The organism is Ruegeria sp. AH3, assembly GCF_056536265.1.
On record NZ_JBQFJL010000001.1, the window covers coordinates 1791272 to 1804877 of the forward strand.

10 protein-coding genes are annotated in these 13606 nt (G+C 60.7%); 2 read left to right on the top strand and 8 right to left on the bottom strand.

All coding sequences use genetic code 11. The features are described 5' to 3' along the window. Nucleotides 1-37: 37 nt before the first annotated feature. The 7 genes from mraY to mraZ are packed head-to-tail and all read right to left on the bottom strand — an operon-like array spanning nucleotide 38 to nucleotide 7652. Nucleotides 38-1120, bottom strand: coding sequence for a phospho-N-acetylmuramoyl-pentapeptide-transferase (gene mraY / locus ACR3EM_RS08985; RefSeq protein WP_480470375.1), 1083 nt, complete (start codon nucleotides 1118-1120; stop codon nucleotides 38-40). Continuing rightward, entirely contained in the window at nucleotides 1120-2538 is a 1419-nt protein-coding gene (locus ACR3EM_RS08990; protein ID WP_480470376.1) for a UDP-N-acetylmuramoyl-tripeptide--D-alanyl-D-alanine ligase, read from the bottom strand. Before ACR3EM_RS08990 ends, mraY begins: the two co-directional genes overlap by 1 nt. Beyond that, on the bottom strand, nucleotides 2535-4016 hold the full coding sequence (locus ACR3EM_RS08995) for a UDP-N-acetylmuramoyl-L-alanyl-D-glutamate--2,6-diaminopimelate ligase (protein WP_480470377.1): 1482 nt from the start codon (nucleotides 4014-4016) through the stop codon (nucleotides 2535-2537). The genes ACR3EM_RS08990 and ACR3EM_RS08995 overlap by 4 nt, the downstream gene beginning before the upstream one ends. Before the next feature lie 22 nt (nucleotides 4017-4038). Further along, entirely contained in the window at nucleotides 4039-5826 is a 1788-nt protein-coding gene (locus ACR3EM_RS09000) for a peptidoglycan D,D-transpeptidase FtsI family protein (protein WP_480470378.1), read from the bottom strand. Then, entirely contained in the window at nucleotides 5823-6191 is a 369-nt protein-coding gene (gene ftsL / locus ACR3EM_RS09005) for a cell division protein FtsL (RefSeq protein ID WP_480470379.1), read from the bottom strand. Before ftsL ends, ACR3EM_RS09000 begins: the two co-directional genes overlap by 4 nt. Beyond that, on the bottom strand, nucleotides 6188-7180 hold the full coding sequence (gene rsmH / locus ACR3EM_RS09010; protein WP_480471912.1) for a 16S rRNA (cytosine(1402)-N(4))-methyltransferase RsmH: 993 nt from the start codon (nucleotides 7178-7180) through the stop codon (nucleotides 6188-6190). Before rsmH ends, ftsL begins: the two co-directional genes overlap by 4 nt. 4 nt (nucleotides 7181-7184) lie before the next feature. Further along, on the bottom strand, nucleotides 7185-7652 hold the full coding sequence (mraZ, locus tag ACR3EM_RS09015; protein ID WP_480470380.1) for a division/cell wall cluster transcriptional repressor MraZ: 468 nt from the start codon (nucleotides 7650-7652) through the stop codon (nucleotides 7185-7187). Between the two features lie 937 nt (nucleotides 7653-8589). Here mraZ and ACR3EM_RS09020 point away from each other — a divergent pair. After that, entirely contained in the window at nucleotides 8590-8814 is a 225-nt protein-coding gene (locus tag ACR3EM_RS09020) for a DUF1127 domain-containing protein (RefSeq protein ID WP_480470381.1), read from the top strand. Nucleotides 8815-9222: 408 nt separating this feature from the next. Here ACR3EM_RS09020 and ACR3EM_RS09025 read toward each other — a convergent pair whose 3' ends face one another. After that, nucleotides 9223-11619 (bottom strand): ATP-dependent helicase, encoded by a 2397-nt coding sequence (locus tag ACR3EM_RS09025; RefSeq protein ID WP_480470382.1) that lies wholly within the window; start codon nucleotides 11617-11619, stop codon nucleotides 9223-9225. 176 nt (nucleotides 11620-11795) lie between these two features. Here ACR3EM_RS09025 and ACR3EM_RS09030 point away from each other — a divergent pair, with 176 nt between their 5' ends. Continuing rightward, the gene (locus tag ACR3EM_RS09030) at nucleotides 11796-13583 is read left to right on the top strand and encodes a sensor domain-containing diguanylate cyclase (protein ID WP_480471913.1); all 1788 of its coding nucleotides are present in this window, start codon (nucleotides 11796-11798) and stop codon (nucleotides 13581-13583) included. The last annotated feature ends 23 nt before the right edge of the window (nucleotides 13584-13606 follow it).

The window sequence follows — 13606 nt, forward strand, 5'->3', positions numbered from 1 at the left end:
TTTGCAATCCCGCAAGAAATATAGAAAGAACCGCTCGTTACCGCACTTTCAGCGTCGCCAGACCGATCATCGCCAGGATCAGCGAGATGATCCAGAAGCGGATCACGATGGTGGGTTCGGCCCAGCCTTTTTTCTCATAGTGATGATGGATCGGGGCCATCAAGAACACGCGCTTGCCGGTGCGTTTGAAGTAAAGCACCTGGATGATCACGCTCAGCGCCTCGACCACGAACAGCCCGCCTACGATGGCCAGCACCAGCTCGTGCTTGGTGGCCACGGCAATTGCGCCCAGTGCGCCGCCCAGGGCCAGAGATCCGGTGTCGCCCATGAACACCGCCGCCGGAGGGGCGTTGTACCACAGAAACCCAAGCCCCGCGCCGAAAAGCGCTGAGGTGAAGATGAAGATCTCACCCGTACCGGGCACATAATGCACATCGAGATATTCGGTGAAGTCGACCCGCCCCACTGCATAGGCGATCACGCCGAGGGTCGAGGCGGCGATCATCGCGGGCATGATGGCCAGGCCGTCCAGACCGTCTGTCAGGTTCACCGCATTGGCGGCCCCCACGATCACGATCACCGCGAACGGGATGTACAACAGGCCCAGATTGATCAGAGTATCCTTGAACACCGGCAGCGCCAGCTGGTTCTGCAAATCGGCGGGGTGATGCAGCGAAGCCCAGAGCGAGGCCAGCACAGCAATGATAATCCCCAGCGCCAGCCGCATCTTGCTGGAGACACCCTTGGTGTTCTGCTTCGACACCTTGGCATAGTCGTCGGCAAAACCGATGGTCGCATAGGCCAGCGTTACGAACAGCAACATCCAGACATATGGGTTGTCCCAGCGCGCCCAGATCAGGGTCGAGGTCACCAGCGCACCCACGATCAGAAGCCCGCCCATGGTGGGGGTTCCGGCCTTGGACAGATGCGCCTCGGGGCCGTCGTCGCGGATCGGTTGGCCTTTGCCCTGCTTGCGGCGCAGCACGTTGATCAGGGGCTTGCCGAACAGGAAGCCAAAGATCAGCGCGGTCAGAAAGGCTCCGCCTGCCCGGAACGTGATATAGCGGAAGAGGTTCCAGAAATCCCCTCCGTCCGACAGGGCGGTTAACCAATAGAGCATTACAAAACCTTTCTCACAAAATGACGGCTCTCTGGCGCGCTGCCATGCCCCATTTGCCGCAGACCGTCAACGATCCGCGCCAATGCCATACTCAGCGACCCCTTGGCCATCACGACGTCGCCGCTGCGGATCAGTTCCGGCAGATGGGCGGCCATCTCATCGCTGGTTTCCGTCCACAGCCCGCGCTTGCCCTCGGGCAGGGCCTGATGCAGCGCCTGCATCAGCGGGCCGATGCAGTGCACCTGATCGACATGCGCCATCGCAGGCACATCAGCCATGGCAGCGTGCATGGCGCGTTCTTCAGCACCCAGCTCTTTCATGTCGCCCAGAAAGGCAATCCGGCGGTCGCCCTGAAGGGCTCCCAACACGTCCAGCGCCGCCTCCATCGAGGTGGGGTTGGCGTTGTAGCTTTCGTCCAGCAGTTTGATCGTGCCGCCGTCCGGCAGGTTTATGAGGTCGCGCACGCCGCGCCCTTTGACCGGCGACCACCCGCGCAGGCCTGCAATCGCCTGATCCAGATCGACGCCCAGTTCGACGCAAGCGGCCAGAGCGCCCAGCGCGTTCATGGCAAAGTGGGTTCCCGCGGATTGAACATCAAAGGTAATGTCTGCGCCGCCAACAAGTCCGTGCCCCTGCACTGAGTCGGGGCCCTGGAGCACGTTGGTCAGGACAAAATCCCGCGCCTTGTGGCCGAATTCGACAATCTTTGCATCTTGCGCAGCGGCGCAGTCGCGCAGAATGCCCGCGTATTCGATATCGGCATTGACGATGGCGGTTCCGCCCTCGGTTAGCCCGTCGAAGATCGCGGCCTTCTCATGGGCGATGCCCGCAACCGAGTCGAAGGCTTCCAGATGGACGGCAGCCACGGTGGTCACCAGCCCCACATGCGGTTGCGCCTGCTGGGCCAGAGGGGCGATTTCGCCCGGATGATTCATGCCGATCTCGATAACGGCGAATTCGGTGTCGCGTGGCATCCGTGCCAGCGTCAGCGGCACCCCCCAATGGTTGTTGTAGCTGGCGACGCTGGCATGGGTTTTTCCTTGCGTTTCCAGAATGCTGGCCAGCATTTCCTTGGTCGAGGTTTTGCCGACACTGCCGGTCACCCCCACAACGCGCGCCTTGGTTCGAGCGCGGGCCGCCTGCCCCAGCGCCTCAAGACCCGTCTGTACGTCATCGACGATCAACAGCGGCGCATCCTCAGGCACGCCTTCGGGGATATGCGACACCAACGCCGCGCCTGCGCCTTTTTCCAGCGCTTGCGCTACGAAATCATGCCCGTCGCGGGCAGCTTTGAGCGCGACAAATAGGTCTCCGGGTTGCAAGGTGCGGGTGTCAATCGAGACGCCGTTCACCTGCCAATCGGTGGTGGCCCGGCCCTTGGTGGCTGCGGCGGCTTCGGCTGCGGTCCAGAGCGTCATGCGACCCTCCCGTCCAATGCTGCGACCGAGATACTGGCCTGTTCCACATCATCGAAGGGCAGAACCTGATCGCCGACGATCTGGCCGGTTTCATGGCCCTTGCCCGCGATCAGCAGCGCGTCGCCGGGTTGCAGAGCGTCGATGCCGCGCAGGATGGCTTCGGCCCGGTCACCGACTTCGGTGGCCTCCGGTGCACCCAGCATGACGGCCGCGCGGATGGTGGCCGGGTCTTCGCTGCGCGGGTTGTCATCGGTGACAAAGACCAGATCGGCATTTTCCGCTGCCGCCTGTCCCATCAACGGGCGTTTGGTAGCGTCGCGGTCACCGCCTGCACCGACGATAGCAATCAGGCGGCCCATGACATGGGGACGCATCGCTTTCAGCGCGGTGGCCACGGCGTCCGGTGTGTGGGCATAGTCGACAAACACCGCCGCGCCGTTGTCGCGGGTGGCGGCCAGCTGCATCCGGCCCCGAACGGTTGTCAGGTGCGGCAGGGATTCGAACACGCGGTCGGGGTCCTCTCCCGCCGCGATGACAAGGCCACAGGCGAGCAGGACGTTTTCAGCCTGAAATCCGCCGATCAGGTTCAGGCGGGTCTGATACACCTTGCCCTTCCACGAAAAGCGCAAGTCCTGTCCGGTGGCGTCAAAGCGTTGATTCAGCAGGCAAAGATCGGAACCTTCAGGCCCCACGGTGATGATGCTCTGACCCCGCGCCTCGGCAATCTTGCGCATCTCGGCGCCCTTCGGGTCGCTAAGGTTGATCACCGCGACCCCGTCTTCTGGCAGTACCCGGTCAAACAGCCCCGCCTTGGCGGCGAAATAGGCCTCGAACGTGTCGTGGTAATCCAGATGGTCCTGCGTGAAGTTCGAGAACCCGGCGGCGGTCAGATGCACCCCGTCCAGACGGCGTTGTTCTAGGCCATGGGACGAGGCCTCCATCGCTGCATGGGTCACACCATTGTCGGCAGCCTCGGCCAGACAGCGGTGCAGCGTGATCGGCTCGGGCGTGGTATGGGCCAGCGGTGCGGTCCAGGCGCCTTCAACGCCGGTTGTGCCGAGGTTGACGGCGGCCAGTTCCAGCTCGGTCCAGATCTGGCGGACAAAGCTGGCCACGGATGTTTTACCATTGGTGCCGGTGACAGCAACGATGGTTTTCGGCTGCGCGCCGAACCACAGCGCCGCGGCTCCGGCCAACGCTTGACGGGGGTCTTCGGTCATGATCAGGGCAGCGTCGGACGCGGCCAGTTCTTCAGCGGCAATCTCCGCCCCTTCGGCATCCGTCAGGATGGCGGCAGCGCCCATGCGTAGGGCGAACTGGATGAATTCACCGCCGTGGACGCGGGTGCCGGGAAGGGCTGCGAAGAGGAAACCGTCTTTGACCTCACGGCTGTCGACAGCCAGACCGGTGATGTCAGGATTGGCCCCGCCCCGTGCGGTCAGGGCCAGTTCGCTGAGTTTCTTTGACTGATTGCCCATGACCCACCTTTCGCCGGACAGCCTAATTTGAGGTCAGCGTTATAGCAGCGCGCGCCTCAGGCTCAAGCCGGGGTCTGAGGCCCAGCAAGGGTGCCACGCGTCCGATCAGTTCGGCGGCAACGGGGACGGCGGTCCAGCCAGCGGTACGGCGCTTTTCACCGTAGGCGACGATAGACGGCTCATCGAGCGTAACAATCAGCACATATTTCGGATCGTAGGCCGGGAAAATGGTGGCAAAGGTGGCGATCACCTTGTCCTCATAATAGCCACCGCGCGGCTTGGGTTTGTCGGCGGTGCCGGTCTTGCCTGCCACGTCATAACCTTTGACATCGCCAAAGCTGGCGGTGCCGTCGGTCACGACTTTGCGCAACATATTCTGCGCCTGCTTGGCGGTATTTTCGGACATCACGCGGGGGCCGTATTGTGGACCGTTGCGGCGCAGGATGGTGGGGCTGACATAGTGCCCACCATTGGCAATCGCTGCGTAACCGGCGGCCAGATGCATCGGGCTGGTCGAGAGGCCGTGACCATAGGAGATGGTCACAGTGCTCAGCTCACCCCATTTCTTGGGCTTGAGCGGTTGCCCACCCTTGGCCTCGACAATCTCAAACGGGGTCGGGTCGAACATACCCAGAGCGTTCAGGAAATCCTGCTGCCGCTGCGCACCGATCTGCAATGCCAGCCGCCCGGTGCCCCGGTTCGAGCTGTGCACGATCACATCGGCGACGCTGATCTCGCCATAGTTCTTGCCGTTGAATTCCCCAATCGGGAAACGGCCGATTTTCATCGGGCCCGAGGTGTCGATGATCGTGTTGGAGTTGACCAGACCTAGCTGCACCGCTTGCGCAGCGGTGAAAATTTTGAACACCGAGCCCAGCTCATACACGCCCTGCACATAGCGGTTGAACAGAGGGCTGTCCGAGGGGTCAAAGCCCGAGGTCGGCGGGCGTGGGCGATCATTGGGGTCGAAGGATGGCAGCGACGCGGCCGAGACGACCTCGCCCGTATGGGCGTTCATCAGAACTGCTGAAGCGCCCTTGGCGTTCATGATCTTCATGCCGCCATAAAGCACCTGTTCAACAGCCGCCTGAACGGTCAGGTCCAGCGACAGTTGAAGGGGTTTGTTGCCGTTGGCCGGGTCACGCAGGTAGTCGTCGAACTGTTTCTCGACACCTGCCACGCCGATCACCTCGGCAGCACTTACGCCCTCGCGGCCAAAGCCCGAGCCGCCCAGAATATGTGCGCCCAGCTTGCCGTTCGGGTACAGGCGCATCTCACGCGGACCGAACAGGATGCCGGGATCACCGATGTCATGCACGGCCTGCTTCTGCTCGGGCGAGATACGTTTCTTGATCCACAGGAACTTGCGATTGCCGGTGAAGTCTTTGACCAGACGCTCTTTTTCCAAATCGGGAAAGATCGCAACCAGCTGATCAGCCGCTGCGATAGGATCGATCATCAGGGGCGGCTGCGCATAGACCGAATAGGTGTCCAGATTGGTCGCCAGAATGCGCCCCTCGCGGTCGACGATATTGGCGCGCTGCATGGCAATGGAGGCGCCCGGCGCGCTGGCCAGAGGTTCCTGTGCTTCGGACGTCGCCAGAACGCCCATGCGGAAGCCCACGACCGAGAAGGCGCAGAAGAAGAACAGGCCTAGCACCAGCAGGCGGCCTTCGGCGCGCGCGCGGGCGCGGTCTTTCATGTCTTCGTGGCGTTTGCGGATGTTCTCACGCTCAATCGCCTTGGGGTTTTCACCCTTGGCACGGGCGTCGAGAATACGGGCCAGAGGGCGGAGCGGTGTACGGGTCATGGGATCTGCACCTCGATCAACGCCTGGACATCGGTGATGTCTTCGAGTTCAAGCGGGTCGACGATGGGCAGGTCCGGGTCCTCGCCATAGCTGATCTGATCCGCACGGCCAAACTGTTCGGCCCGCAGGGGCAGCAGGCCGAGACGTTCGAAATTCAGGTCTGCCAGTTCGCGCAGCCGGTCAGGACGGTTGAGATAGGCCCATTCAGCGTTCAGCACGGCCAACCGCGCCTGCGCCATCCCGATCTGGCGCTGCAGCGATTGCGTTTCTTTCACCACCTGCTGGGTGCGGTAGTTTTCCTGATAGGCCCAGAGCGCCAGCCCGAACACGGAAAGGGCCGTCAACACATACAGAATGCTCTTCATCTTGCTCTTCCCCCCAGTTGCGGCATGCCGATGGCGCGGGCCTCAATTTCCCCCGCCGGAGCGTCCGTCCGGACCGCGACGCGCAGCTTGGCCGAGCGCGCGCGCGGATTTTCCTGTAGTTCCTGCTCATCCGGCCCCACAGCCTTGCGAGTCTTGAGCGTGAATTGCGGCTGATCCTGCGCCATCTCGGGCGCGTAGCGGTTGGCGCGCCCGGTTTTTCCGGCGCGCGATTGGAAGAACCGCTTCACCATCCGATCCTCGATGGAATGGAAGGTGACGACCGCCAGTTGCCCGCCGGGTTTCAGAGCGCGTTCGGCAGCCATGAGGCCCTGAAACAGCTCTTCATATTCTGCATTTACCGCGATGCGCAGGCCCTGAAAGCTGCGCGTCGCCGGGTGCGACTGGCCGGGTTTCGGGCGCGGCAGGCAGGATTCGATGATCTCGGCCAGACGCAGAGTCGTGGTGATCGGTTCGCCAGCGCGCGCCTTAATGATGGCCTTTGCGATGCGGCGGCTGGCGCGTTCCTCGCCGAAATGGAACAGGATATCGGCCAGTTGCGCCTCGGTCGCCGTGTTGACAAGATCGGCTGCGCTTTCGCCCTCCTGGCTCATGCGCATGTCCAGCGGGCCGTCTTTCATGAAGGAAAAGCCGCGTTCGGCCTGATCCAGCTGCATGGAAGAAACCCCAAGGTCCAGCACCACACCGTCGAGACCTTGTGCATATTCATCCATGCGAGAGAACACGCCCTGCTGCATCACCAGCCGATCACCGTATTCCCCGGCCCAATTGGCAGCCATTTCAAAGGCCAGCGGATCACGATCCACGCCAATGACTTTCTCGGCCCCGGCCTCGAGCAGACCACGGGTATAACCGCCTGCGCCGAATGTGCCATCCAGCCAGACACCGGATACCGGTGCCACGGCAGCCAACAACGGGCGCAGCAGAACGGGGATGTGAGGTTTGTCCGATGAGGTCTGAGCGCCGGCCATGCCGTCACCCATCCCCGATGCCGTCGAGATACTGCATCGGATCGAAATCATCCGGCAGATCGTCCAGCCATTCCTCGGTCGTGGCCAGTTCCTCGGCCTCGTATGTCTCGGGTTTCCAGATCTGGAAGGTATCACCGGCGGCGATAAAGAACGCCTCATTCTCAAGGTCAATCTTGCTGCGCAGCTTGGCGGGCAGCACTAAACGGCCGGTTTCGTCCACATTGGTCGGGAAGGACTGACCGTGGAACATGCGCTGCAACATCCGCCGCTGCATCGAGCCACGCGGTAACGCATCAATCTTGGCGTCCACCTCGTCGATCGCTTCCATCGTATAGCATTCAAGGTATTTGCGGCGGTGGTCGCCATAGACAATCACCAGTTCAGGATTGTCACCGGGCTGCCAGTTGGGATCGGAGGCTTCAAGCACACGGCGAAACGAGGCCGGGATCGAGACCCTGCCCTTCGTGTCCACCTTATGGTGGCTTTCACCTCTAAACCTGCGCGCCAAGACGACTGTCCCTTTCGCTTGCGCCCCACCTCAAAATTCACGTCCCCCCCGGATGAAAAACGGCGGGTTGATCTGCTGCCACTGATCAACCCGCCGCATTGACCCGCTGAGCGGGATGTCCAGCTGCGCGCGCCACCTGGGGGGATGTCTGCTCGCCCGCGCGCCGGATCTGTTAAGTGATGAAAGCGAGATGCCTGTATGAAACCTGTTTTTGTATTTTTTGGTTCGGGGTCGTTTGGTGCCCCTTAACTGTCCTCGCCCTCATCGGGTAAACAAGGGATGCCATGGGAAATCATGGAAATCAACAGGAATTTTGTAAGAAGAGAACCGATTCTGGCTTCAAAATAAGATTAAAGCAATCGAAATCCGGACTAATTACACCATAGATTGTGATTCTGACACCTATCAACACCACATATGCGCAACTCGGCGTTGAAAAATTTCTTCCCATGATTTCCCAATAATTTTCCTGAATGGAGGTAAATCTGATGCAAACACCCATGAAACCCAGCCGACCAGGACGAATCGCGATCCCTCAGAGGGCCATTCCCATAGGCGACCCAAACTTTCCCATGGGACCGTCACACCACGGGCTGGATCAGAGGCGAACCGCTCTGCCCCTCTTGATCTGACATAACATGCCCAAACAAACGCCAATTCTGCTTAAGGGATAAGCACCTTTAATCACGGCACCTGAACTGGCAAAAAGCCAACCGCATACGAAAACCTATATTTTAAAGGCAATTATTGGGGCAGCCCGGATTATCCCGACAATCCATGCATTTGCTGCATAGCAGCATTGACGACGCGAGCTATTGTGCAATCGCAGCATTTGCCTATCTTCAGTCTCAAGCAAGCGCCGGACGATGCCGGCAGCAACAAGAATGAACGGATGATGAAGATGGCAGTCGCAAGCACACAAACAGGTCTGAAAGGCGCTCCGGTATTTGGAGTCGCAGCACTGGTTGAAACCGTAAAGACCCGCGTTGCGCGCTACCGCCTGTACCGCCAGACGGTAAACGAACTGTCGGCACTGTCGGACCGCGAGCTGGCCGATCTGGGCCTGCACCGTTCGATGATCCGCCGACTGGCCCAGCAGGCCACCGAAGAGCAAACCGCGCAGTAAGCGCGACACAGATACTGAGATCAGGCCCATCCTCCTCCCTTTTGGGTCTGTAATCAGCGGCAACGTCTCTCCTCCTCCCTGACGTTGCCGCACCTTATACCGGCCCTGACCGCCGGAACCTGATACATCGGGGCTCTCCTCCTCCCTGCCTCGATGTTGAAAGCGCGCGGCGACGTCACCCTCCTCCCAGACGTCGCCGCGTCTTCCTCATACCGGGATCAGACCCGGGTTCGGATACTTCGGGGCTCTCCTCCTCCCTGCCTCGGAGTTGATAAGAACGGCGGTTCCCCTTCCTCCTCCCTGGGAACCGCCGTTTTTCTTTCCGACAACAAAAAAAAGGGGCGCGAACGCCCCCTGCTTCACCTGGCTAAAAATATCCCGGAGCGCGAGGCAGAGCCTCGCAAATAGTCAGAACGGCACGTCGTCCTTCGCGGTCAGAAAGCGCGAGACCACTTTCTTCACCCCCGCCTTGTCGAAATCGACCTCGACCTTGTCGCCCTCGATACCGATCACCGCGCCATAACCGAATTTCTGGTGAAACACCCGCTCGCCCAACGTGAAGCTTGCCACCGCAGTAGCGTCGATCACCGTGTTCCGGCTTTCTTTCGGCTGAGACATGCCATATTGTCCTTGCCGCGCCTGCAGACGTTTCCAGCCCGGAGAGTTATAGACATTCGCCTCGGCCGCGCGGGTTTCGATCCCAGCCGTTGTCTGACCGCCACCATAGAGCCCCGGCGGCGTCAGCACCTCAACATGCTCCTCGGGCAGTTCGTCGATAAACCGCGAGGGCATGGAGTTCTGCCACTGCCCGAACACGCGTCGGTTGGCCGCGAAGGAAATCGTGCAAACCTCTTCAGCGCGGGTAATGCCGACATAAGCCAGCCGCCGTTCTTCCTCGAGGCCCTTGAGCCCGGATTCGTCCATCGAGCGTTGCGAGGGGAACAAGCCATCCTCCCACCCCGGCAGGAACACGGCGGGAAACTCCAGCCCCTTGGCCGCGTGCAGGGTCATGATCGAGACCTTGGCCCCGTCCGAGTCCTTTTCATTGTCCATCACCAGACTGACATGTTCGAGGAACCCCTGCAGGTTCTCGAAATTATCCAACTGGTTGACCAGTTCCTTGAGGTTTTCCAGCCGCCCCGGCGCTTCGGGGGTCTTTTCGTTCTGCCAATGCGCGGTATAGCCGGATTCGTCCAAGACGATCTGCGCCAGTTCGATATGCGTATGCTCTGGCGCGCCATAACGGATCGGCGAGACGCCATCATCGATCACCGTGTCATCGTCCATCTCGATCCGCGGCCCGCGCGTCATCCCATTCCACCGCGCCAGCCCGTCGATCAGCTCGCGCAGCGCTTTGCCTCCCTTGCCCTTGATCAGACCATTGTCGACCGCAATCCGCGCGCCTTCGACCAGAGAGACCCCGTTCTCGCGCGCCACCACCTGAATCGTCTGCTGCGCCTTGTCGCCGAGGCCACGTTTGGGTGTGTTCACGATCCGCTCGAAGGCCAGATCGTCCTCGGGGCTGACCACCAGCCGGAAATAGGCCATGGCATCGCGAATCTCCATCCGCTCGTAGAATCGCGGCCCTCCGATCACCTTGTAAGGCAGCCCAATGGTCAGAAACCGATCTTCAAACGCGCGCATCTGGTGCGAGGCGCGCACGAGGATGGCAATCTCATCGAGGTTCATCGGCCGCACGCCGCGCGTACCACCCTGCATCGCATCGATTTCCTCGCCGATCCAGCGCGCTTCTTCCTCGCCGTCCCAATGACCGATCAAGCGGACCTTTTCGCCCTCTTCGCGGTCGGTCCAAAGCTCTTTACCCAGGCGGCTTTCATTGCCGCGAATGACGTTCGAGGCGGCGGCCAGAATATGCGGGGTCGAGCGGTAGTTCTGCTCCAGCCGCACCACGAAGGCTCCGGGGAAATCCTTCTCGAACCGCAGGATGTTGCCCACCTCGGCTCCACGCCAGCCATAGATCGACTGATCATCGTCACCGACACAGCAGATGTTCTTGTGCCCCCCAGCCAACAGGCGCAGCCAGAGATATTGGGCAACGTTGGTATCCTGATACTCGTCCACGAGGATGTAGCGGAACCAGCGTTGATATTGCTCCAGCACATCCGGATGCGTCTGAAAGATCGTCACCATGTGCAGCAGCAGGTCGCCAAAATCCACTGCGTTCAGCTCGCGCAGGCGGGTCTGGTATTGGGCATAGAGTTCGATGCCCTTGTGGTTATAGGCACCGGCATCCGCAGCAGGCACCTTGTCGGGCGTCAGCGCTCGGTTCTTCCAGTCATCGATGATCCCGGCCAGCATCCGCGCGGGCCAGCGTTTGTCATCGATATTGGCCGCCTGCGTCAGCTGTTTCAGCAGCCGCTTCTGATCGTCCGTATCCAGAATGGTGAAGTTCGATTTCAGATCGACCAATTCCGCATGGCGGCGCAGCAGCTTGACGCAGATCGCATGGAAGGTGCCCAGCCACGGCATCCCCTCGGCGGGTCGGCCCAGCATGCGGCCAACGCGCTCTTTCATCTCACGCGCGGCCTTGTTGGTGAAGGTCACCGCCAGAATCTCATTCTCGCGCACCCGATGGGTTCTGAGCAGATGGGTGATCCGCGCCGTCAGTGCCTTGGTCTTGCCCGTCCCGGCTCCGGCCAGCATCAGCACCGGACCATCCAGCCGCTCAACCGCTTCGCGCTGCGCCGGATTTAGGTCGTTGAGGTATTCTGCCGAGGCCGCAGGCATCGCCCGCGCCGACAGCGATGCGCCTTCGAAGGCGTCCATTTCGTCAAAACTGCTCATGGCTCCAAACTACGCCGGATGGGCGCGAAGGGAAAGGGTTTGTTCACGGCTTGTTCACAAGGAATTTGCCAGTCGATCCGATCAATTCTAAACAAACATCCGACGTCATTAACCCCTTGTCAAACCTTGCCAAACATCCTGCCCCCATTGCTGTGGGAGCGCGGGTTATGAAACAGATGGATCAGACAGGCCGAACCTCGGGCCTGAAAATTGCGGGCATCTCGCTGATGCTGATGGCGCTGACTGCGCTGGCGGGCTGGGGGATTTACGCAATTCCGGCCCCGGTCGTGGACCGAATGCTGGAATCAGATCTGCGACACCGCGCGGCGCAACTGAACCAACAGGTCGCCTCGCACCTGTTCGATGTCGAGGCAACGTTCCAAGACGGCGTTCTTGATGAACATGATGAGGAGTTTCTGGAGCTTTTGCCCGAAACCTCGGACATTTATCGCTTCAAGCTGTTCGATAGCGAAGGGCGCGTGTTCTGGTCAACCCGTCCAGGCGATGTCGGGGCCGTGAACTCCGATTCCTACTTTCAGGAAATCGTTGCAGCGGGAGGATCCTATTATAAACACGAGGAAAAACCGATCTCCGAGGTCAATTCCCTTGACCATGAAGCGATGGCCGGGTCGGGCAAGAAAACCTGTCATGTGGCCGAAATCTATACGCCTGTCATCAAAGATGGCCAGTTTCTGGGCGCCATTGAATTCTATTCCGACATCACGCCGCAGCGCGATCTGTTCATCACCCGCGTCCGCTGGTCGTTGGCCGTGCTCTGCAGTGTGGCCCTTCTGGCGCTGACGGCAGTGATTCTGGTGATCTATCGCACGAATCGCAGGCAGGTCCGCGATCTCCGGGTGCGCGCCGCTAAGGAGCGTGAATTGATGGATGACCAGCTGCGCCTGGCGCGCGAAGTGCGCCTGCTGGGCGAGCTGAATGAGTGGCTGCAATCCAGCCGTTCTCTGGACGAGCTTTTTGAAATGGTGTCACGCTTCATGACCCATATCCTGCCCGAGGCTGAAGGCAGCGTGTATGTCTATTCCAATTCACGCGACGTGCTGGATGGATGCGCCAGTTGGAATGGCGGCTCGCACAAGGCGCATATTCATCCCGAAGGCTGTTGGGGGCTGCGGCGTGGGCGAACATATGAATTCGGAGCCTCCGAGATCGATTTCGTCTGCGAACATGCCGAACCGCATGACGGGCGGCCTTATTTCTGCTTCCCCATTCTCGCCCATGGCGAGACGGTGGGTCTGCTGCATCTGCGCGCGCACGAGGGCAGCGGTGAGGAATTTCACGACAGCAAGAAGCTGGCGCAGCTCTGCGCGGAACAGATCAGCATGGCGATTGCCAATGTTCGGATGCGCGATCAGTTGCACGACCAGTCGGTGCGTGACCCTTTGACCGGGCTGTTCAATCGTCGCCATATGACTGAAACCCTGCGCAAGTCGATCAGCCGTAGCCAGCAGACGGGTGCTCCGCTCAGCATGATCGCGGTGGATGTCGATCATTTCAAAAAGTTCAACGACACCCATGGGCATGACGCTGGCGACATGGTGTTGCGCGCGGTTGGCGCGGCGCTCGAACAGGGATGCGACCGTGATGAGATCGCCTGCCGGATCGGGGGCGAGGAGTTCATGCTGATCCTGCCCGACAACACCCCGGATGACGCCATGACCCGCGCCGAACAGGTGCGGCAGGCGGTCGAGGCGGTCTCGGTTCGCTATGGAGAGAAATCGCTGCCCCGCATCACCATCTCGGTCGGAGTTGCGCATTATCCGATGCATGGCGTGATGCCGCAGGATCTGATGCGGGCCGCCGACGATGCGCTTTACGCGGCCAAAGACAAGGGTCGCAATCAAGTACAGGTCGCGCGATCCGGGGCTATCGCCGAGACCTCGGCTGTGGCGGGTGGTGCTACCGCGCGGCCCGCCAAAGGGGCATCCAAGCGTCCAGCAGCCTGATCCCGGCCGGGCAGGACGTATTG

What these genes read in the sequence shown, in the direction of transcription:
- mraY (WP_480470375.1), bottom strand. Translation starts at nt 1,120, where the DNA reads ATGCTCTATTGGTTAACCGCCCTGTCGGACGGAGGGGATTTCTGGAAC.
- ACR3EM_RS08990 (WP_480470376.1), bottom strand. Translation starts at nt 2,538, where the DNA reads ATGACGCTCTGGACCGCAGCCGAAGCCGCCGCAGCCACCAAGGGCCGG.
- ACR3EM_RS08995 (WP_480470377.1), bottom strand. Translation starts at nt 4,016, where the DNA reads ATGGGCAATCAGTCAAAGAAACTCAGCGAACTGGCCCTGACCGCACGG.
- ACR3EM_RS09000 (WP_480470378.1), bottom strand. Translation starts at nt 5,826, where the DNA reads ATGACCCGTACACCGCTCCGCCCTCTGGCCCGTATTCTCGACGCCCGT.
- ftsL (WP_480470379.1), bottom strand. Translation starts at nt 6,191, where the DNA reads ATGAAGAGCATTCTGTATGTGTTGACGGCCCTTTCCGTGTTCGGGCTG.
- rsmH (WP_480471912.1), bottom strand. Translation starts at nt 7,180, where the DNA reads ATGGCCGGCGCTCAGACCTCATCGGACAAACCTCACATCCCCGTTCTG.
- ACR3EM_RS09020 (WP_480470381.1), top strand. Translation starts at nt 8,590, where the DNA reads ATGGCAGTCGCAAGCACACAAACAGGTCTGAAAGGCGCTCCGGTATTT.
- ACR3EM_RS09025 (WP_480470382.1), bottom strand. Translation starts at nt 11,619, where the DNA reads ATGAGCAGTTTTGACGAAATGGACGCCTTCGAAGGCGCATCGCTGTCG.
- ACR3EM_RS09030 (WP_480471913.1), top strand. Translation starts at nt 11,796, where the DNA reads ATGGATCAGACAGGCCGAACCTCGGGCCTGAAAATTGCGGGCATCTCG.